Genomic DNA, 19,995 nt, shown 5'->3' on the forward strand with positions numbered 1-19,995 from the left:
GCGAGACCAACAGCACCCTCAAAGCCGTCGAAGCCCAGTTCGGCCTGACCGAGGTGCTCTGGAACGTCGACTCCCAGGACTGGAACAACGCCAGCACCGCCCAGATCGTGCAAGCCGCCTCCACCCTCCAGAACGGCGGCGTCATCCTCATGCACGACGGCTACCAGACCACCATCAACGCCGTCCCGCAGATCGCCGCGAACCTGGCGAGCCGCGGCCTGTGCGCGGGCATGATCTCACCGTCGACCGGTCGTGCCGTCGCGCCGACGGACACCCCGCCGGGCACCACCAACCCGACCACCACCACGACGCCCCAGCCGGGCGGCGGCTCCTGCACCGCGACCTACCGCACGAGCCAGCAGTGGGGTGACCGCTTCAACGGCGAGGTGACGATCCGGGCCGGTGCCACGGCGATCACCAGCTGGACCGCCACCGTGACCACCACGTCGCCGCAGAGGATCTCCGCGACCTGGAGCGGCACGCCCAACTGGGACTCCAGCGGCAACGTGATGACCATGAAGCCCAACGGCAACGGCAACCTCGCCGCGGGCGCGAGCACCACGTTCGGCTTCACCGTGATGGCGAACGGCCAGTGGGCCGCGCCGACCGTCAGCTGCCGGACCCCGTGACGCACGCCGGTGTGCCCCGCACAGCGAGGTGCGGGGCACACCGGCGTGCTTGGTCAGGTTCGGGCCCTCACGTGGGCGCGCTCGCCCTGCGGGCCGAACAGGATCAGCAGTTCGACGGACGCGGCGTCGGCGGCGCCGAGCCAGTGCGGGACGCGGGTGTCGAACTCGGCCGCCTCTCCCGGCGTGAGCACGATGTCCTGCTCGCCGAGCACGAGCCGCAACCGTCCGTTGAGGACGTAGAGCCACTCGTGCCCCTCGTGGGTCTGCGGCGTGGGCACGGCGTCGTGCAGCGAGCCCGGGATGATCACCTTGAACGCCTGCGCGCCGCCCGGTCGGCGGCTCAGCGCCATGAACGTCATGCCGTGCCGGCGGACCGAGCGGATGTGGACGCGCGGATCGCCGGTGGGCGGTGCGCCGACGAGCTCGTCGAGCGGCACCCCGTGCGCCCGGGCCAGCGGCAGCAGCAACTCCAGGTTCGGCCGCCGTCGGCCGCTCTCCAGCCGTGACAGGGTGCTCTCGGAGACACCGGTGGCCTCGGACAGCTCGGCCAGGGTGACACCGCGGGCACGGCGCAGCGCCCGCAGCCGCGGCCCCACGGCGGTCAGCACGCGGTCCAGGTCGTCGTCCATGCCCCGCAGCTTGCCAAACCGGCAAGAGTGCTTGCCACTCCGGCGACCGACTGCGCAAGGCGCGTCGTGTGTCCACATTTGTCCCGGCGAAGTAGGCTGCCCGCGCTCTCTCGGAAAAAGTTCGGCGGGTGTGTCGATCCGCGGCACTGCCCGTTCGACCTTGGGTTGACGGGGTCCGAGAGAGGGCCCGGACGACGGCCAGGGAGACGGAACCATGAAGTACATGCTGATCATGCGCGCGACCGACGAGGCTTACGCGCAGATGGGCGACATCGACTTCACCGAGATGCTGGAGACGATCGGCAAGTACAACGACGAGCTGATCCGCGCCGGCGTGCTGATCGCCGCCGAAGGCCTCGACGACGCCGAGGACGGCGTGGTGGTGGACTACTCGTCCGAGCCGCCCGTGGTCACCGACGGCCCGTACGGCGAGACCAAGGAGCTGTTCAACGGCTTCTACCTCCTCAACGTGGCGTCGAAGGAGGAAGCCGTCGAGTGGGCCAAGCGGTCCCCGATCAGCGGGCCCGGCTTCAAGACCGAGATCCGCCGGGTCACCACGATCGACGAGTTCCCGCAGGACAACGAGTGGATCAAGAAGGAGCGGGCGTGGCGGGAAGCCAACGGTCAGCTCTGACCGGGTCGACGACCGGCGACCCGACCGGCCGCGGCGCCGTCGCCGCCGTCTGGCGCATCGAGTCGGCGCGGATCGTCGGCGCGCTCGCCCGCTACACCGGTGATTTCGCGCTGGCCGAAGACCTGGCGCAGGAGGCGCTGGCCGAGGCACTGGTGACGTGGCCGCGCGACGGCGTGCCCACCAACCCGGCGGGGTGGTTGCTCACCGTCGGCCGGCGGCGCGCGATCGACGCGTTCCGCCGGCGCTCCGCCCTCGACGAGCGGTACGCCGCGCTCGCGCACGACCTGGGCGAGGGCGGCGCCACCTCGGGCGGCGGACCCGTCGACGCCGACGACCTGCCGTGGGACCCGGACCAGATCGACGACGACGTGCTGGCGCTGATGTTCATCTCCTGCCACCCCGTGCTGTCGCGGGAGGCGCGGGTGGCGTTGACGCTGCGCGTGGTCGGCGGTCTGACCAGCGACGAGATCGCCAAGGCGTGCCTGGTGCCGACCGCGACCGCGCAGGCCAGGATCACCAGGGCCAAGAAGACCCTCGGCTCGGCCGGCGTGCCGTTCGAGGTGCCGACGGCCGAGGAGCGGGCCGCGCGGCTCAACTCGGTGCTCAACGTGATCTACCTGATCTTCACCGAGGGTTCCACGGCCAGCTCCGGCGATGACCTGATCCGGTTCGACCTCGCGGGCGAGGCGCAGCGGCTCGCCCGCGTGCTGAGCCGGCTGGTGCCCGACCAACCCGAGGTGTTCGGCCTGCTGGCGCTGCTGGAGCTGACCGGGGCGCGCTTCCCCGCCCGCACGGGGCCGGACGGCGAGCCCGTGCTGCTGGAGCACCAGGACCGCCGGCGCTGGGACCACGCCGCGATCCGGCGTGGACGTGCCGCGCTGGCCCGTGCCGGGAAGGCGGGCCGCGGCCTCGGGGCCTACGGCTTGCAGGCGGCCATCGCCGAGTGCCACGCCGTCGCGCCCTCGGTGGAGGCGACGAACTGGGAGCGGATCGTGCTGCTGTACGAGGCGCTCGGCCGGCTCGCGCCGTCACCGGTGGTCGACCTCAACCGGGCGGTGGCGGTGTCCATGGCCCGCGGACCGGGCGAGGCGCTGCCGATCGTGGACGGCCTGGCGGGCTCCGACGCGCTGGCGAACTCCTACCTGCTGTCCAGCGTGCGCGGTGAGCTGCTCTGCCGGCTGGCCCGTCCCGACGAAGCGCGGGCCGAGCTGGAGCGGGCCGTGCGGTTGTGCGGCAACGAGCGGGAACGGGCGGTGCTGGCGCGCAAGCTCGGCGACCTCAGGACATCTGGGTGAGGATCATCGAGTTCCACCAGTAGCCGAGCTGGTCGAGCGAGTCCGGGTCGACTGCCGTCGCCGACCGCAGCTCGCCCGTGACCGAGGTCCGGGTGTCGACCCACCACACCCGGCCGACGCCGTCGGCCACGAAGCAGGTCGTGTACTCACCGGGGGCGGGACCGCTCTCGGACCGGTAGTACAGGGCGTAGTGCGCGGGCTGGGTCAGGGGGCGGCAGCCGCCCTGGCTGTCGTCGCGCGGGATCCGGTTGGCGTCCACCAGGGCTTTGAAATGGGCGTCCTGCGCGGCGCGATCGGTGAACAGGTGGAACACCGCCTGGTCTGGCGGCGCGAAGCGGAAGTGCACCGAGTTCGCCTTGGTGCACGTGACGGTCGCGGCGGCTCCCCCGCTCGACGGTGTGGGCGCGCAGCTCGGGTTGCCCCGGTAGACGGTGGGCAGCCGTTCCATCAGGACGGTCGCCTGCTGGTCGACGGTGGTGGTCGCGGTGGACGTCGACGACGTGGTCGCCTTGGAGGTCGTGGCGGAGGTGGTGGTCGTCGCGGTCGTCGTCATGGACGTGGTGGTGGAACCTGCGAGCCGGTCGTCGCCCAGCCAGTCCGACGCCCAGACCAGCACCACCGCTACCAGCACCAACGCGACCGCACCGGCGACGATCGGTGCGACCGGCACCTTGCGGCCGGTAGTCCGCTGGGCCGGACCCGCCATGGGCGTGGGTGGCACAGGTGTGCCGTGGGCCGGGGTGAACGGCGCAGGCGTGGCGGGGCCGGGGGCGAGTCGCGCAGGCGTTCCTCTGGCGGGAGTGAACGGCGCGGGCGTGCCTTGGGCAGCGGCGGGTGGCGTGGCGCGAGCGAGTGGTGGGGACGGTCGGCCTCGGGCGGGAGCGGGCGGTGAAGGTGGCGGGGTGGCGAGGGCCTCGGCCGCCGCGGCCGCCAGGGCGCCGGCGGTCTGGAAGCGGTGGGCCGGGTCCTTGGCCATCCCGCGCCCGATGACGTCGTCCAACGCACGAGGCACGGCAGGGTTGGCGGCCGAGGCCGCGGGTGGCGGCTGTTGGAGGTGTGCCCAGAGCAGGGCGGCGGCGCTGTCCGCCTCGAACGGCCGGTTGCCCGTGACGCACGCGTGCAGCACGCAGGCCAGGGCGTAGACGTCGGCGCGGCCGTCCACCTGTCCGTCGCCGAACCGTTCGGGCGCGAGGTAGTCCAGCGTTCCGATCACCGCGCCGGACGCGGTCAGGTGCGTGCCGGCGGGCAGGACGCTCCGGGCGATGCCGAAGTCGACCAGGTACACGAAGTCGTCCGGCGTGACGAGGATGTTCGACGGCTTGACGTCCCGGTGCACCAGGCCGTCCGCGTGCGCGGCGTCGAGCGCGCCGGCCACCTGGGCGATGAGCCGCACCGCCCGCGCCGGGTCGAGCGGACCGTCCGCGACGACCGCCGCCAGGTCACGACCCTCCACCAGCCGCATGTCCAGGTAGAGCCGGCCGTCGATCTCGCCGTAGGCGTGGATCGGGATGACGTGCGGCTCGCGCAGCCGTGCCGCGATCCGCGACTCCCGCCGGAACCGGGCGCGGAAGTCCTCGTCGTCGTTGTGCTCGGCGGAGAGCCGCTTCAGCGCCACGACGCGGTCGTGCGCCGTGTCGTGAGCCCGGTGCACCTCGCCCATGCCGCCGCGCCCCAACAGGTCGCCGACCCGATAAGGCCCGAACTCCTCCGCCATGACTCCCCCGGGTCCGCCACGCCGCCACTGCAGGACCGACGCGGATCAACGCCAAAGGGTTCCACGGACGTGATCGGATCCGACGCGGCGGGTGCCCCGGCTCAGGGCTTGCCCTTCCCGGCCTTCTCCCCCTTGCCGGCCGGCTTCGCCTTCCCGTCCTTGTCCTGGCCGGGCGCGGGTCTCACCTTCGGACCGGCGGGGACCTGCTCCTCGACGACCGTCGTCGTCGTCGTGCTCGTCCCCGTGCCGGTCGCCGGCAAGCTCGGCGGCGTGGTCGTGTCCTGGACGACGGCTTGCGGCGGGGACTCCGCGGGCGCGGAGGTGTCCGGTCCGGGCGACACCGCCCAGGCGATGCCGAGCGCGCCGACCAGCCCGGCCGCCGAGGCGACGAGAGCCGTCAGCCGTGGGCGTGAGTAGGGCGCGGCGGTGGCGACGGTCGGCTCGTCGCCGGGTAGATCCCGCAGCACGTCGGCGCAGTCGTGGGCCGACGGCCGGCGGCGTGCCGACAGGGCGGTGGTCAACGACAGCAGGCGCACCAGGTCGGCGGGCAGGTCGTCGGGCACGGCCGGTGGGCGGTGCAGCCGGGCCACGGCCGACTCGACGTCACCGCCCGGGTACTCGCGGCGACCGGTCAGGCACTCCAGCAGCACCAGCCCGAACGAGTACACGTCGGCGGCCGGTCCCACCTCGCTGCCGCGCACCTGCTCCGGCGCCAGGTAGGCGGCCGTGCCGACCATCTGGTTGGTGCGCGTGAAGCGGGTGGAGTCGGCCAGGTGCGCCAGCCCGAAGTCGGCCAGGTAGGGCGTGCCGTCGTGGTCGAGCAGGATGTTGGACGGCTTGACGTCCCGGTGCACCACGCCCTGCTCGTGCACGTAGGCCAACGCGTCCGCCAGCCGTGCGCCCAGGTCGCGCACTTCGGTCACCGACAACGGTCCGTCGGCGATCCGATCACGCAGGGTGCGGCCCTCGACCAGTCGCAGCACGACGAACGCCGTGCCGTCGGCGTGGCCCGCGTCGTACACGGAGACCAGCCCGGGGTGGGACAACACGGCCAGCGTGCGGGCCTCGTTGTCGAAGCGCCGACCCGCGTCCGCGTCCGCGGTGGCGTCGAACAACTTGACCGCGACGTCCCGCCGCAACACCGTGTCCCAAGCCCGGCGCACCTCGGCCATCCCGCCGACGCCGAGCGTCCCGGCCAACTCGTACCGACCGGCCAAGAGCTCGCCATGGCCAGGAAGCGACACCGCTACCACCCTCCGGCGGGGACACTGGACACCCTCAAGTGCCCCCTCCCCGCCGATCACAAACGCGACGCCTTCGGGGTTCAGCGCCGCCAGGCCGCGACGGTGGCCGCGGTCCACGCTTCGACGCGTTCCGGGAACCCGGCGGCGGGGAACGTGCCGTCCGCGGCGACGTCGGCGATGGTCACGTCGAAGGCCCTCGGCGCCGGGCCGAGCGGGGCGACAGGCACGCCCGCCACGACGTCCGCGAGCCCGCTGCCGTGCCGGGAGTCGGCGCGGCGCATCGCTTCGGCGAACCGGGTGAGCGCGGTCAGGCCGCCGTCGAGGTAGGCGTGCAGGGTGGCCCACGGCCGGGGCCGGTCCCGTGCCGGCAGCCGGCCGGGGTGCTGGAGCAGGAAGCACGACACGGTGACGCCGTGCAGCGGCCCCCACGGCTCGCGGCGGGAGTGGTCGAGCGCCAGCACGACGTGGAACAGCTCCTCGCACGAGTGCGGCCGGTCGGCTGCACCGCACTCGGAGCAGCGGGTCATGGACCGAACCGTACGGACTCCACCCGCTGGACGGTCAAGCCGCGTTCGAAGCGCGCCTCGGCGGTTCTCACCCGTTCGCCGGAAACGCCCGGGCGTTGCGCTGAGTAACTTTCACCTCACGGTCCCTGCCATTGATCGACCCACGAAAGGTGGAAGATCATGAACCGTGCGGTAAAACGACTGGTCACCCTGGCGAGCGCGCTCGCCCTGTCGGTGATCACCATCCCGGCGGCGCAGTCCGCGCCCGCACCCGGCTCCTACTGGACACCGGAACGGATGCGCGCCGCCGTTCCGCTCGACCTCCGCACCACGACCTCCTCCGCGCTGCGCTCCACCGTCCCGACCGGCGAGCCGACCACCATCGCACCGCTGGCCTTCCCCAACGGCGGCAGCGCGTGGACCGGCGGCGGCGCGGTCGTGCGGACCGCGGGCCGGGTGTTCTTCACCTACCAGGGCCGCAACGCCTCGTGCAGCGGCAACGCCGTCACCAGCGCCAACAAGAGCACGGTCATGACGGCCGGGCACTGCGTGAAGCTCGACGGCGCCTACCACACCAACGTCGCGTTCGTCCCGGCCTACGACAACGGGAACGCCCCGTACGGCACGTGGACCGCGCGTGCCACCTTCGCCACCCCCCAGTGGCACGCGAGCGAGGACATCAACTACGACATCGGCGCCATCGTCGTCGGTCAGCTGAACGGCCAGTCCCTCACCGACGTCGTCGGCGCCCAGGGCATCGCGTTCAACCTGCCGCGCGCCGACAACACCTACGCCTTCGGCTACCCTGCCGCCGCGCCGTACGACGGCACGAAGCTCGTCTACTGCAGCGGTCGGACGTTCAACGCCTTCCTCAGCGACGGCATCGGCATGACGTGCAACATGACCGGTGGCGCCAGCGGCGGCCCCTGGTTCCGCGCGTTCTCCGAGGCGACCGGCACCGGCACGGTCAACTCGGTGAACAGCTACAAGATCAACCTGTTCCCGAACTGGATGTTCGGCCCGTACTTCGGCGCCGACGCCCAGAACCTCTACAACCAGGCGCAGTCCGCCTGACCCCGGTCGGCGGGCCGGGCCACGCGCCCGGCCCGTCACCGGCCCCTGTGGTGATCTTCATCCGGTCGGGTGACAAACTTCGGGCTCACCGAGGTCCAGGGGGAACGCCGATGCTCACGCAGGCCACGAACGTGCTGCACATGCACCAGAAGGTCACCTTGATGGTGAACCGCTACGAGGTCTTCGCCGACAACGGCGGCGAGCCCGGCCCGCTCGTGGCGTTCGTCGAGCAGAAGCGGATGGCCTTCAAGGAGCAGGTGACCATCTACACCGATTCGAGCAAGAGCCAGGTGCTCGCGGGTTTCCGCGCGCGCAAGGTGATCGACCTCGGCAGCGGCTACGACGTGACCGACGGCGCCGGGCAGTCCATCGCCCTGTTCCGCAAGGACTTCGGCAAGTCCCTGATCAACTCGACCTGGCACCTCGACCAGCCGAACGCGCCGACGGCCACGGGTCGCGAGCGCAACCACGGCCTCGCCATCCTGCGCCGCCTGTGGGGCATCCTGCCGTTGGTGAACAACATCCCGTTCCCGTTCCGCTACCACTTCGACTTCGCCCGCAACGGTCAGCCGGTGTTCAGCGTGGACAAGAAGACGTGGGTCCGCGACCACTACCTGATCCAGATCGCCGACCCCTACATCGACCGCCGCGCGGTGATCGCGCAGGCCGTCGCCGTGGACGCCCTCCAGTCCCGGTAGGCGACGCCACCCGCACGCCTCCGAGCACGTCCACCCGGCTCAGGGCGGCGGGATCAGCTCGATCAGGAACTCCTGGTCGGCCGCCGCGGCGCAGCGGCCCTGGACCACTTCCGCGCCGTCCTCCGTGTCCTGGTCGCGCAGGCTCAGGCAGTGGTCCGTGACGACCGGGCGGATGCGGAAGCGGTCGGCGACCGGTGGGCCGAACGGCTCGATCCGGAACCGCTGGACCGGGTCGTCCTCGGCGCAGTCCTCGCGCGGTTCGACCAGGTCGCGGCCCGGTCCCTCGACGAGCACGGTCAGGCAGCCGACGCCGTGCTCCGGGTGGTGCCACCGGATCTGCACGACGTCCTCGTCCACTGGTCCGATGAACACGCGTGGCAGGGGCGCACCGGTGCACGGACGTCGGGCGGCGACGGCGGTGCCGTACCGGCCCGTCCGGTCGACGCCCTCGGTCACGCTCAGGTCCGGCGTCCGGGCGGGGTGGACGCGTGCCCAGCTGCCGATCCGCCGCACGGGCAGGCCGGTCACCGGGAGCCCGGACGGCGCAGGCTCGGCAATGTCGATCAGGGCCGTCGCGCCCACGGCGGTGGCCGCGCCGAACACCGCCGCGGCCACCAGGCTCGCCACCCGTCGCCAACGGGACGGGCGCGCCGCGTCCCGCTCGTCACCGGCCGGGTCCCGGTCGGCCGCCGGCGCGGGCTGGTCCGGCGCGAGCCGCCGCCGGACCTCGAGCCACCGGCGGACGTCGTCCTCACCGAGGCCGCACGCGCGGGTGAAGGCGTCGACGAACCGCTCCCTGGGCAGACCGGCGCGGCCCAACGTGGTCGCGATCGTGCTGGCGGGCAGCGCGTCCTTGTTCGCCGCCGCTTTGCCCTCGATCTGCTGGTAGATCAGGCCGGACCAGGTCCGCAACGTCCGCGGTGCGGCGACGAACTCCGCGGGTGTGCCGGCTGACCGCCGAAACAGGGACCGCTCGTGCGCTGTTCGGATATCGCCCGAACGGCACGAGCGCCGTTTCCGAACACCGTGCCTCTCACGCCCTCGCGCCCAGTTCGTGCTCGGGCGCGGAGAACACGGCGGTGACGCAGGGGTTGCCGCTCCGCCGGGTCAGGGCGAGCGGCGGGGTGGCGGCGAGGTGCTTCGCGACGGCCGCCAACCAGCGCACCTCGAAGCTCGCGCCCACGCACGCGCCGGGACCGATCGAGAACGGCACGAAGGCCTGGGGGCGGCTCGACGATCCGGCCCACCGACCCGGGTCGAACACGTCGGGATCCGTCCAGTGCCGGGGATGCCGCTGCAACGCGTACGCCGGCACGACGACCTCGTCCCCGGCCAACGCCTCCAGCGGCCCGATCCGGTGGTCGTGCAGCACCGGACGGCGGTGCTGCCACGCGGGCGGCCACAGCCGCAGCGTTTCGAGCGCGACGTGCTCCGGTGACGCCTCCTCCACCGCTCCGGCGCGCCGTCGGGCGGCGACCAGGTCGGCCAACTGCCGCGCGCAGACCAGCCAGGTGAGCGCCGCCGCGGGCGCACCGACGAACGCGGTCACCGCGCGCAGGTACACCTCGCCGCGCACGTCGGCGTCCAGTTCGGAAAAGCCGGGCGGCGCGCCGTCCGCCAACGCGGCACCGGCCCGCGCGGCGAGGCACAGGAACGTGTCCTTGTCCGGTAACCGGCGCGAACCGGTCATCATCGCGTGGAACACGTCGTCCAGGAACTCGGTCACCGTCCCGCGCAGGACACCGTCCCGGTCGAGCCTCAACGGCCGCCGGTTCGCCTCGGTCACCGCGTGCAGGCAGGCGCGGTGCAGGTCGCCGCGCGACGCCGCCACCGCGTCCACCGCGACCGCCGCCATCGCGTCGGGGTCCTCGGCCACCAGGCTCGCGTGCACCCACCGGTTCAGCGCGGCGCACACCGGCGGTGGCAGCGGAACGCCGCCGGGACGCCAGAACGCGGGCACGTGCTCCAACCGCCCGTCGGCGTCGGCCAGCACCCGCCTACCGCCGGTGCAGCTTCCGCATCCCCCGCCACCCCAGCCGGCGGATCGGACCGAACGACATCCGGCAGTAGTAGGTGTAGCCCACCGGCGCCCACGCCAGGCGCCGCACTCCCCGTTCCATCCCCAACCGGCGCATCAACGGCCTCATCAAGCGCTTCACCGTCAACGACCCGCACGCCGCCGAACGGTTCGGAACGCGTCGAGCCCTGTTCCGAACGCGTTCGAACAACTCCGTGCCGGGAAAGCATCCCCCCAGTCGGCGCGCGCCCGCCCGATGACGTCACGCGCCACCGGGCGGGCCACCGGGAGGCCGGGGAGATCAGATCGACACGTTCCAGAGGGTGAACACGAAGTAGGACGGATTGCAGGGGTGCTGGGTGACGGGAGCCTTGTACTGCAAATGCTCCGCCGCCGCGCACCCGCCGCTGTGCAACGCCCTCAGGTAGCCGAGCGACGCGACGTAGCTCCACTTCTGGTTCGGCACGTCCATGCAGATGTACTGCTGGATCGTCGCGCCCGGGTCGGTGCTCGCGCCGCGCACGTCGAGGCATTTCTGACTGGCGACGTTCCTGAATTGACCGTAGCCGGGCGTGGTGCTCGGGAGGTACTCCCACTGCTGGTTCGCACCACCGTTGCAGTGGTAGGTCTGCACCGGCTTCTTGTTGTCCAGCGAGCCGCCCGGCACGTCCAGGCACATGCCGGCGGCCCGGTTGACGATGGTGGTGACGGTCGACGCCGAGATCGAGGCCGTGGCCGGAGCCACCGGGAACAGCGCGGAGCCGACCGCGGTCAACACCGCGACGGCGACCATCGAGAATCTTCGTGTGATCATTCGGCAAGTAGAGCAGGAAGGCGACGGGAACCGGGACGACCATTCGCGGTAATAGCGCGCCGAGAACCGAAGTCGAAATACCGAAGTTCGCCGCACATTTCGTATCGGGGAGTGATGGTCCGCACCGAATCCCGATCCGCTCGTGCGGTTGCACTAGTGCACGGCGGGTCATTTGCCGTCACCGCGGGGAGTCCGGCCGATCTCCGGCATACGGTTTTCGCATGAAGTACCTGGAAGGGCCTTTCGCCCCGGTCACCGAAGAGATCACCGCGCACGACCTCGCCGTCACCGGGCGCGTCCCGGCCGAGCTCGACGGCCGCTACCTGCGCAACGGGCCCAACCCGTTGGGCGTCGAGGACCCCGCCGTGCACCTGTGGGGCATGGGGCAGGGCATGGTGCACGGCGTGCGGCTGCGCGACGGCCGGGCCGAGTGGTACCGCAACCGCTTCGTCCGCACACCGGGCTACGCGCCCATGGTGCACGTGGTCGAGCACGCCCGGCGGACGTTCGCCCTGGCCGAGGGCGGCCTGCCGCCCGCCGAGCTGGACGCGGAGCTGAACACGGTCGGCGTGTGCGCCCTCGGCGCGACCGCGGAGGGCTTCACGGCGGGCGCGCACTCGAAGCACGACCCGCTCACCGGCGAACTGCACTCGCTGTCGTACCTGCCGGGCCACGAGTTCGTCCAGCACATCGTGATCGACGCGGGCGGGACCGTCGTCCGGACCACCACCGTCCCCCTGACGCGGACGCCGTTCATGCACGACTTCGCGCTCACCGGGAACCACATCGTCCTGTGGGACACGCCGATCGGCTTCGACGGGTTCGAGTGCCGCTGGCTCCCGGAGCACCCGACCCGGGTCGGCGTCATGCCGCGGACCGGCGGCGACGTGCGCTGGCTCGACGTCGACCCGGTCCACGTCAGCCACACGCTCAACGCCTACGACGACGGTGACGCGGTCGTGGTCGACGTCGTCACGGCCGCAGGTCCGTTCGACCCGGCCGACCCCGGCGCGATCCGACCCGCGCTGGACCGCTGGACGATCACCCCCGACGCGGTCCACCAGCGCCGCCTCGACGACCGGCCGCAGGACTTCCCGCGCGTCAACGACTCCCGCGCCACCCGCCCGCACCGCTACGGCTACTCCTCCGCGACCGCCCTGTACGGCATCCCGTTCACGCCCGAGGGCACGCCGTCCGACGACGCCTTCACCAACGCCCTGGTCAAGCACGACCTCGACCGCGGCACGTCCGAGGTGCACGGGTTCGGCCGGCACGAGGCGGTCGGCGAGGCCGTGTTCGCCGCCACGGGCCAGGGCGAGGACGACGGCTACCTGCTCACCTACGTCCACAACCCCGAGCGGGACGCGAGCGACCTCGTGATCCTCTCGGCCCAGGACTTCACCGGCGAACCCGTGGCCCGCGTGCACCTCCCGGCCCGGGTGCCGCTCGGCCTGCACGGCAACTGGCTGCCCGAGCGCTGAAGCCTGGCACGATCACGCCATGACCGACCCGCAGCCGCCGTACCTCCGGATCGTCGCCGACGTCGAACGCCGCATCGCCGACGGCTCGCTGCGGCCCGGCGACCCGGTGCCGACCACCAGGGCGATCATGCGCGAGTGGGGCGTCGCCATGGCCACCGCGACCAAGGCGTTGACCGCGCTCAAGCAGGCGGGCGCCATCGAGTCGACCTCCCGCGTCGGCGCGGTGGTGGCCCGGCGCAGGTTGCCGTCGCGGTCGGTCGGTGGTCTCGACCGCGACCGCGTCGTCCGGGTGGCCATGGGCATCGCCGACGCCGACGGCTTGGCCGCGCTGTCCGCCCGGGCGGTCGCGGCCAAGCTCGGCGTCGCCACCGTGACCCTGCGCGAGCACCTCGACGCCGACCTCCCCCAGCTCATCGCCGACGCCGCGTTCGCGGAGATCGAGTACCCGCAGCCGCCGCCGGGGTGGCGTGCCCACCTGCGGGTCGCCGCCCGGCTCCAGTGGGCGGTCTACCAACGCCACCCCTGGCTGCCCCGACTGGTCTCGATCGTCCGGCCGGCCACGCTGCCGGGCCTGCTCGCGTACGCGGAGTGGACGTTGCGGGCGCTCGACGGCCTCGGGCTGGACCAGCGCACCCGCCTGCACGTCTACGCCGCGGTGGTCAACCACGTGCGCGGCACGGCGGTGAACATCGAGGGCGAGGCCGGTGCGGAGCTGGACACCGGGATGACCAGCAAGCAGTGGATGACGGCCCGGCTCGCCGTGGACGGCCCGCTGGTCGCGCACATCGCGCGGGTCGCCGGGCCGGGCGCGGACGTCGACCTCGAGTCGCTGTTCGACTTCGGCCTCGAACGCCTCCTCGACGGCCTGACCACGGTCGTCACCCCGCGCAAGATCCACCGCTGACCCGCGCGCGCCGGTCGCGGTGATCGAACCTGGCCTACATTGTGGCCATGAGTGGCGACGCACCGCTGTCCGCGGCCGAGAAGACGCTGAGCGTCCTGGAAGCGCTCGCCGACCACTCGCGCATCGCCGACATCGCCGACGCCTCCGGCCTGCCGAAGCCCACCGTGCACCGGATCCTGCAGACCCTCGTGCGGCGCGGTTTCGCACGGGCCGACGGTCGGGGCGGTTACCTCGGCGGCCCGCGCATCCTCAGCCTCGCCGGCCGGTTCCTCCAGCGCCTCGACGTCGCCGAGCACGTCCGGCCGACGCTGCGCGACCTCCAGGAGCGGACCGGGTGGACGGTCCACTTCGCGCTGCTCTCCGGCGACGAGGCGGTGTACGTGGCCAAGGTCGAGGGCGCCCGGCCCTACCACCTGGCCTCCCGCGTCGGCATGAGCCTGCGCCTGCACTGCACGTCCATCGGCAAGGCGATCCTGGCCGCCCTGCCCGACGACGAGGTGCGGGCCCTGGCCCGCCGCACCGGCCTGCCGGCCCGCACGGAGCGCACCATCACCGACGAACGCGCCCTGCTCGCCGAGCTGGCCGTGGTCCGCGGCCGCGGTTACGCCGAGGACCACGAGGAGAACGAAGCCGGCGTGCGCGCGGTCGGCGCGGCCGTGCTCAACCACACCGGCGAGGTGGTCGGCGGGCTGTCGGCGGCGTCGCTGGTCGACCTCGCCGACGCGCCCAGCGACCTGCCGCAGCTGGTCGTGCGCGCCGCCGCCGAGGTCTCGCGCGCTTTGGGCGCCGACTGAACCGAATCACCCTGTGACCGGCTTCACAACGCGGTCAAGCCGTGTCATGGTGGAGCCATGTCGATGGAACCCCATTCCGTCAGGCGGAACGCATGAAGGTCACGTCGAGCGAACTCACCAAGCTCGCGGTCCGGATCCTGCTCGACGCCGGCACGAACCTCGTCGACGCCAAGGCGGTCGCGGGCTCGCTGGTGGAGTCGAACCTGACCGGCCACGACTCGCACGGCGTGCGCAGGCTGGTCGACTACGTGGCCCGCATCCGCGACGGCCGGATCGACCCGCGCGCCCGCCCCGGCGTCGACCACCCGCGTCCCGGCACGGTCGTGGTCCGCGGCAACCGCGCGCTCGGCCGGATCGCGGCCGGTGTCGCCGCCCGCGAGCTGCGCGCCCTGACCCGCACGCACGGCAGCGGCGTCGCGGTGATCCAGGACTGCAACCACGTCGGCAGGCTGGGCGAGTACGTCGGCTTCCTGGCCGAGCACGACCTGGTCGCGCTCGCGTTCGGCAACGCGGACGCCACCGTCGCGCCCCACGGCGGCCGGGAACGGCGGCTGGGCACCAACCCGCTCGCCTGGGCCGCGCCGCGGGCGGCGGACCGGCCGCCGATCGTGGTCGACTGGGCCACGTCCGGCGTGGCCGAGGGCAAGCTGGCGGTGGCCCGCGACCGCGGTGAGCGCGTGCCCGAGGGCCTGGTGCTCGACCCGGACGGCCGACCCACCACCGATCCCGGCGACTTCTACGCCGGCGGCGCGCTGCTGCCGTTCGGCGGGCACAAGGGCTACGGCCTGAGCGTGCTGATCGAGGTGGTCGGCGGCCTGCTCACCGGCATGGGCATCGGCAGCCTCCCCGGCTACCGCGGCGGGTTCGGCACCGTGCTGGTGGCCGTCGACATCGGCTCGCTCACCCCGGTGGAGCGGTTCCGCGAGCAGGCGGAGCTGTTCTGCCGCGAGCTGACCGGCACCCCACCCGCCCACGGCAGCCGCGAGGTGCTCGTGCCGGGTGAACCGGAGGCGCGCACCCGTCGCGCCCGGTTGCGCGACGGCATCCCGATGACCGGGGAGACCTGGCGCGAGCTGCACGGCCTGCTCACGGCGAAGGAGGGCACGACATGACCGGAGCCGCCGACCGCACCGCGGCCGAGCACGACGCGGTGCGCGACGACCCTCCCGGCGGCGGGCAGCTGCGCCGCGTCGTCGGCGCGTCCGTGGTCGGCACCGCGTTGGAGTGGTACGACTTCTTCATCTACGGCTTCGCCGTGACGCTGGTGTTCAACGAGCTGTTCTTCGTCACCGAGGACCCCGCGACGGGGGTGATCGTGGGGTTCGCGACCTTCGGCGTCGGCTTCGCGGTCCGGCCGCTGGGCGGCTTCGTGTTCGGCCACCTCGGCGACCGCATCGGCCGCCGGTCGACGCTGGTGATCACGACGCTGGTCATGGGCGTGTCGACCGGGTTGATCGGCCTGCTGCCGACCTACGACTCCATCGGCATCGCCGCGCCGATCCTGCTGACCGTGCTGCGGATGTGCCAGGGCCTCGGCGCGGGCGCGGAGTTCGGCGGCGCGTCCACGCTGCTGGCCGAGCACGCCCCGGCGCGCAGGCGTGGTTTCTTCACCTCGTTCGCGCAGACCGGGGTCCAGCTCGGCCTGCTGTCGGGCACGCTGGTGTTCCTGCTGGTCGAGACGCTGCCCCGGCAGACCGTGCTGGACTGGGCGTGGCGCATCCCGTTCTGGTTCAGCTTCGCGCTGATCGCGGTCGCGCTGTACGTGCGGCTGAGGGTCGACGAGTCGCCGGTGTTCCAGCGCATGGCCCGGCAGCGGACCACGGTGCAGCTGCCCGTGTTCGACGCGCTGCGCCGCTACCCGCGCAACTTCCTGATCGGCATCGGCGCGCACATCTGCGACACGGCGATCGTCTACATCTACGCCACCTACAGCCTCGCCTACATCACCAAGTCGCTGGCGCTGCCGCGCTGGGTGGGGTTGACCGGCGTGGTGGCGTTCGGCGTGGTCGTGATCGTGCTGCAACCCGTGTACGGCGCGCTGTCCGACCGCATCGGGCGGCGACCGCTCAACCTGTTCGGCGTGGTGTTCACGGCGGCGTTCGCGTTCCCGTTCTTCCTGCTGCTCGACACCCGCGAACCGGTGCTGATCTGGGTGGCGCTGGTGGTGGCGACGGCGTTCGGCCTGGCCCCGATGATCGCGGTTCAGCCCGCGTTCTACGCCGAGCTGTTCGGCGCGCGCGTCCGCTACACCGGGTTCGCCGCGTCCCGCGAGATCGGCGCGGCGCTGGCCGGGTTCTCGCCGCTGGTGGCCGCCGCCCTGGTCGCGCGGGCGGACGGGCAGGGCTGGCCGGTCGCGCTGTGGATGATCGGCACCGCCGTCGTGTCGCTCGTGGCGTTCCTGCTGTCGGCGGAGGGCAAGGACGTCGACATCGCGGCCGTCGACACCGCGGGGGTGGCGCCGCGGTGACCCGTCTCCGCCTGTCGACGGCCCGGCTGCCCGGGTGGTTGGCGGCCGACCTGCCGAGCGCGCCGGTCGGGATCGTCCACATCGGACTCGGCGCGTTCCACCGGGCCCACCAGGCGGTGCTGACGCAGGAGGCCATGCGGGTCGAGCCGGGGGCGTGGGGAATCTGCGCCGTGGCCCAGCGCAACGGGCGGCTGGTCGACGCGCTGGTCGAGCAGGACCACCTGTTCACCGTCACCGAGCGCGGCGCGGTGGACGACCGGCTGCGCGTGGTCGGGAGCGTGCGCGAGGCGCTGCTGGCCGCGGAGCAGCCGGATCGGCTGGCGGACGTGCTGTCCGAACCGGACACCCGCGTGGTCACGTTGACCGTCACCGAGGCCGGCTACCGGCACGACCCGGTCACCGGGCGGCTGCGCGCCGACGACCCGGACGTGGCGGCCGATCTCGCGGGCGGACCGCCGCGCACCCCCGTCGGGCAGCTGGTCGCCGGCCTGCGGCGGCGCCGGGATCGGGGGCACCGCGGGCTCACCGTCCTGTCGTGCGACAACCTGCCCGACAACGGCCGCCTGGCCGCGGGCCTGGTGCGCGAGTTCTGCGCCCGGCGCGGGGAGGGCGACCTCGCCGAGTGGGTCGACGAGCACGTGCGGTTCCCGGCCAGCGTGGTGGACCAGATCGTGCCCGCCACCACGGACGCCGACATCGCCCGCGTGGCCGAGGTCCTCGGCTTGGAGGACCGCGCCGCGGTGGTCGGGGAACCACACCGCCGGTGGGTCGTGGAGGACGACTTCGCCGCCGGGCGTCCGGCCTGGGACCAGGTCGGCGCGGAACTGGTGGCCGACATCGCGCCGCACCAGGCCGCGAAGCTGCGGCTGGTCAACGGCACGCACTCGGCGCTCGCCCACCTCGGACTCCTGGCCGGCTGCACGAGCACCGCCGACGCCTTGGGCCGCCCCGAGTTCGCGCACTTCGCCGAACGCCTGCTGCGCGCCGAGACCGGACCGTCGCTGCGCCGGTTCGGCCGGTGCCCGGACGAGCGGGAGGTCGAGGCGCTGCTGACCCGGCTGGCCAACCCGCGGATCACCCACCGGCTGGACCAGATCGCCGGCGACGCGCTGCGCAAGCTGCCCCAACGCCTGCTCGACCCGGCGGTCGACCTGCTGGTCCTGGGCATCGAGCCGCGCCTGATCTGCCTGGCCGTCGCCGGTTTCCTGCACCAGCAGGACTTCCCCCTGCTGACCTTGCCGCCGCCGTTGCGCGAGTCGCGCGTGTTCCGCGCGCTGCTGGCCGACGCGGTGCGCCGGATCGACCAGGACGGGGTGGTAGCCACCCTGCGCGGGATCGGGAGGAGCTGATGAACCTGCACGACACCGTCGCCGTGGTGACCGGCGGCGGCACCGGGATCGGCCGCGCGACCGCGCTGGCACTGGCCCGTTCGGGCTGCCGGGCGGTCGTGGTGACCTACTCGCGGTCCGCCGCCGACGCCGAGTCCGCCGTGGCCGAGCTGACCGCCGCCGGGTGCGAGGCCGTGGCCGAACGCGTCGACGTGGCCGACGACGGCCGGGTGCGCTCGACCGCCGAACGCGTGCGCGCCCGGTTCGGCCGGGTCGACGTGCTGGTCAACAACGCGGGCACGACGAAGGCCGTGCCGCACGCGGACCTCGACGCCCTCACCGACGAGGTGTTCCACCACGTGCTCGACGTCAACGTGGTCGGGCCGCTGCGCGTCACGCGTGCGTTCGCCGAGGACCTGCGCGCGGCCCGCGGGGCGGTGGTCAACGTCGGGTCCATCTGACCCGCAACCTCGCCGTGGCCCTCGCGCCGGACGTGCGGGTCAACTCCGTCGCGCCGGGCACCGTGGCCACCCGGTGGCAGGCGTCGCTGCACGGCGAGGCGGGGTTCGCCGAACGGGCGGAAGCCGAACGGCGAACCGTGCCGCTGAGCCGCACCGCCGACCCCGCCCACGTGGCGCAGGCCGTGCTGGGGCTGCCGGCGATGGACCTCGTCACCGGCGAGGCGATCATCGTCGACGGCGGCAAGCACGTCGTGTACTAGGACGTGATCAGGACCTTGAGCGCGGTCCGCTCGGCCATCTCCCGGTACCCCTTCGGGGTGTCCTCCAGGCCCACCTCCCGGTCGAACACCCTGCCCGGCTCGACCGTCCCGTCGAGAACCCCCGGCAGCAGGGTCTCGATGTAGGCGCGCACGGGTGCGGGCCCGCCGGTGAGGGTGATGTTCGGGCGGAAGAGGCTGCCGGGCCCGATCGGCGCCTGCTCGTACTGCGGCAGGCCCACCCGGCTGATCACACCGCCCGGACGCACGACGCCCACCGCCTGCTCGTAGGCGGGGAGGTGGCCGACCGCCTCGATCACGACCCGGCTGCCGTGGCCGCCGGTGAGCTCGCGCACCCGCTCGACGCCCTCCGGGCCGCGCTCGGCGACGACGTCGGTCGCGCCGAACTCACGACCCAGGTCGGTGCGGACCCGGTGGTGGCCCATCAGGATGATGCGCTCGGCCCCGAGTTGCCTGGCCGACAGCACGGCGAGCAGGCCGACCGCGCCGTCGCCGATGACCGTGACCGTGCTGCCGTCCGTCACGCCGCCCCTGATCGCGGCGTGGTAGCCGGTGCCGTAGACGTCGGACAGGGTGAGCAGCGAGGCCAGCAGGTCCGAGTCCTCCCCGACCGGCGCCTTGACCAGCGTGGCGTCGGCGAAGGGCACCCGGACCGCCTCGGCCTGGCCTCCGCCGATGCCGCCCGCCGCCCAGAACCCGCCGTACCTGCACGACGTGTACAGCCCTTCGCGGCAGAACTCGCACGTGCCGTCCGACCAGGCGAACGGCGCGATCACGAGGTCGCCGGGCGTCACCGCGGACACCTCGCCGCCGACCTCCTCGACCACGCCGACGAACTCGTGACCCATCGGGATGCCCTCGGGCACGGTGCGCATGGCGTGGAACGGGTGCAGGTCGGTGCCGCACACGCAGGCCCGGACCACGCGGACCAGGGCGTCCGTCGGGCGGTGGATGACCGGGTCGGGCACGTCCACGACCCTCACGTCACCGGCGCCGAACATGTAAGTGGCTTTCATGGGACGAAGTCA

At 73.0% G+C, this 19,995-nt stretch carries 20 protein-coding genes and 1 pseudogene; 12 read left to right on the plus strand and 9 right to left on the minus strand.

Annotated elements, in window-relative coordinates; all coding sequences use genetic code 11:
• Positions 1 to 629: polysaccharide deacetylase family protein (locus tag LNK82_RS33880; RefSeq protein ID WP_230570998.1), on the plus strand; the 629-nt coding region annotated here is incomplete at its 5' end.
• 53 nt (positions 630 to 682) lie between these two features.
• Here LNK82_RS33880 and LNK82_RS33885 read toward each other — a convergent pair.
• Complete coding sequence (locus LNK82_RS33885; protein WP_230570999.1) at positions 683 to 1,258, minus strand: helix-turn-helix domain-containing protein; 576 nt, start codon at positions 1,256 to 1,258, stop codon at positions 683 to 685.
• Positions 1,259 to 1,472: 214 nt separating this feature from the next.
• On the opposite strand from LNK82_RS33885, the gene LNK82_RS33890 reads away from it, so the two are divergent.
• Together LNK82_RS33890 and LNK82_RS33895 are read left to right on the plus strand one after the other, a co-directional pair.
• The gene (locus LNK82_RS33890; protein WP_230571000.1) at positions 1,473 to 1,892 is read left to right on the plus strand and encodes a YciI family protein; all 420 of its coding nucleotides are present in this window, start codon (positions 1,473 to 1,475) and stop codon (positions 1,890 to 1,892) included.
• The gene (locus LNK82_RS33895) at positions 1,889 to 3,187 is read left to right on the plus strand and encodes an RNA polymerase sigma factor (protein WP_230571134.1); all 1,299 of its coding nucleotides are present in this window, start codon (positions 1,889 to 1,891) and stop codon (positions 3,185 to 3,187) included. The genes LNK82_RS33890 and LNK82_RS33895 overlap by 4 nt, the downstream gene beginning before the upstream one ends.
• Here the strand turns inward: LNK82_RS33895 and LNK82_RS33900 are convergent.
• From LNK82_RS33900 to LNK82_RS33910, 3 genes are all read right to left on the minus strand, one after another.
• Positions 3,171 to 4,901: a serine/threonine-protein kinase gene (locus tag LNK82_RS33900; RefSeq protein WP_230571001.1), complete on the minus strand. Its 1,731-nt coding sequence runs from the start codon at positions 4,899 to 4,901 to the stop codon at positions 3,171 to 3,173. The genes LNK82_RS33895 and LNK82_RS33900 overlap by 17 nt on opposite strands.
• Before the next feature lie 101 nt (positions 4,902 to 5,002).
• Positions 5,003 to 6,145, minus strand: a complete 1,143-nt coding sequence (locus LNK82_RS33905; protein ID WP_230571002.1) for a serine/threonine-protein kinase — start codon at positions 6,143 to 6,145, stop codon at positions 5,003 to 5,005.
• An 80-nt stretch (positions 6,146 to 6,225) separates the two neighbouring features.
• Positions 6,226 to 6,672 carry a DUF5946 family protein gene (locus LNK82_RS33910; protein WP_230571003.1) on the minus strand — a complete coding sequence of 149 codons (447 nt, stop codon included), beginning with the start codon at positions 6,670 to 6,672 and terminating at the stop codon, positions 6,226 to 6,228.
• A 159-nt stretch (positions 6,673 to 6,831) separates the two neighbouring features.
• Here LNK82_RS33910 and LNK82_RS33915 point away from each other — a divergent pair, with 159 nt between their 5' ends.
• Entirely contained in the window at positions 6,832 to 7,725 is an 894-nt protein-coding gene (locus tag LNK82_RS33915) for a trypsin-like serine peptidase (protein ID WP_230571004.1), read from the plus strand.
• Between the two features lie 110 nt (positions 7,726 to 7,835).
• Positions 7,836 to 8,423, plus strand: coding sequence for an LURP-one-related family protein (locus LNK82_RS33920; protein WP_230571005.1), 588 nt, complete (start codon positions 7,836 to 7,838; stop codon positions 8,421 to 8,423).
• A gap of 39 nt (positions 8,424 to 8,462) precedes the next feature.
• Here the strand turns inward: LNK82_RS33920 and LNK82_RS33925 are convergent, their stop codons facing one another.
• From LNK82_RS33925 to LNK82_RS33940, 4 genes are all read right to left on the minus strand, one after another.
• Positions 8,463 to 9,335 (minus strand): RICIN domain-containing protein, encoded by an 873-nt coding sequence (locus LNK82_RS33925; RefSeq protein WP_230571006.1) that lies wholly within the window; start codon positions 9,333 to 9,335, stop codon positions 8,463 to 8,465.
• A 121-nt stretch (positions 9,336 to 9,456) separates the two neighbouring features.
• Complete coding sequence (locus tag LNK82_RS33930) at positions 9,457 to 10,416, minus strand: cytochrome P450 (RefSeq protein ID WP_230571007.1); 960 nt, start codon at positions 10,414 to 10,416, stop codon at positions 9,457 to 9,459.
• 4 nt (positions 10,417 to 10,420) lie between these two features.
• Complete coding sequence (locus LNK82_RS33935; protein ID WP_230571008.1) at positions 10,421 to 10,570, minus strand: hypothetical protein; 150 nt, start codon at positions 10,568 to 10,570, stop codon at positions 10,421 to 10,423.
• Positions 10,571 to 10,741: 171 nt separating this feature from the next.
• A complete protein-coding gene (locus LNK82_RS33940; RefSeq protein ID WP_230571009.1) occupies positions 10,742 to 11,254 on the minus strand; it encodes an RICIN domain-containing protein in 513 nt (170 codons plus the stop codon).
• Positions 11,255 to 11,475: 221 nt separating this feature from the next.
• On the opposite strand from LNK82_RS33940, the gene LNK82_RS33945 reads away from it, so the two are divergent.
• The 7 genes and pseudogenes from LNK82_RS33945 to LNK82_RS33975 all read left to right on the plus strand — a co-directional run bounded on the left by LNK82_RS33945 (position 11,476) and on the right by LNK82_RS33975 (position 18,949).
• A complete protein-coding gene (locus tag LNK82_RS33945) occupies positions 11,476 to 12,735 on the plus strand; it encodes a carotenoid oxygenase family protein (protein ID WP_230571010.1) in 1,260 nt (419 codons plus the stop codon).
• 19 nt (positions 12,736 to 12,754) lie between these two features.
• Positions 12,755 to 13,639, plus strand: coding sequence for a GntR family transcriptional regulator (locus LNK82_RS33950; RefSeq protein WP_230571011.1), 885 nt, complete (start codon positions 12,755 to 12,757; stop codon positions 13,637 to 13,639).
• 47 nt (positions 13,640 to 13,686) lie between these two features.
• Positions 13,687 to 14,433: an IclR family transcriptional regulator gene (locus LNK82_RS33955; protein WP_230571012.1), complete on the plus strand. Its 747-nt coding sequence runs from the start codon at positions 13,687 to 13,689 to the stop codon at positions 14,431 to 14,433.
• A gap of 92 nt (positions 14,434 to 14,525) precedes the next feature.
• Positions 14,526 to 15,545 (plus strand): Ldh family oxidoreductase, encoded by a 1,020-nt coding sequence (locus LNK82_RS33960; protein ID WP_230571013.1) that lies wholly within the window; start codon positions 14,526 to 14,528, stop codon positions 15,543 to 15,545.
• A complete protein-coding gene (locus LNK82_RS33965; protein ID WP_230571014.1) occupies positions 15,542 to 16,900 on the plus strand; it encodes an MFS transporter in 1,359 nt (452 codons plus the stop codon). Before LNK82_RS33960 ends, LNK82_RS33965 begins: the two co-directional genes overlap by 4 nt.
• Positions 16,897 to 18,249: a mannitol dehydrogenase family protein gene (locus LNK82_RS33970; RefSeq protein ID WP_230571015.1), complete on the plus strand. Its 1,353-nt coding sequence runs from the start codon at positions 16,897 to 16,899 to the stop codon at positions 18,247 to 18,249. The genes LNK82_RS33965 and LNK82_RS33970 overlap by 4 nt, the downstream gene beginning before the upstream one ends.
• Positions 18,249 to 18,949 (plus strand): annotated as a pseudogene (locus LNK82_RS33975) (SDR family NAD(P)-dependent oxidoreductase). The gene LNK82_RS33970 and the pseudogene LNK82_RS33975 overlap by 1 nt, the downstream one beginning before the upstream one ends.
• Here the strand turns inward: LNK82_RS33975 and LNK82_RS33980 are convergent.
• On the minus strand, positions 18,946 to 19,983 hold the full coding sequence (locus LNK82_RS33980; RefSeq protein WP_230571016.1) for an alcohol dehydrogenase catalytic domain-containing protein: 1,038 nt from the start codon (positions 19,981 to 19,983) through the stop codon (positions 18,946 to 18,948). The pseudogene LNK82_RS33975 and the gene LNK82_RS33980 overlap by 4 nt on opposite strands.
• Positions 19,984 to 19,995: the final 12 nt, after the last annotated feature.

Source organism: Saccharothrix luteola, assembly GCF_020859565.1.
Classification (GTDB): Bacteria; Actinomycetota; Actinomycetes; order Mycobacteriales; family Pseudonocardiaceae; genus Actinosynnema; species Actinosynnema luteola.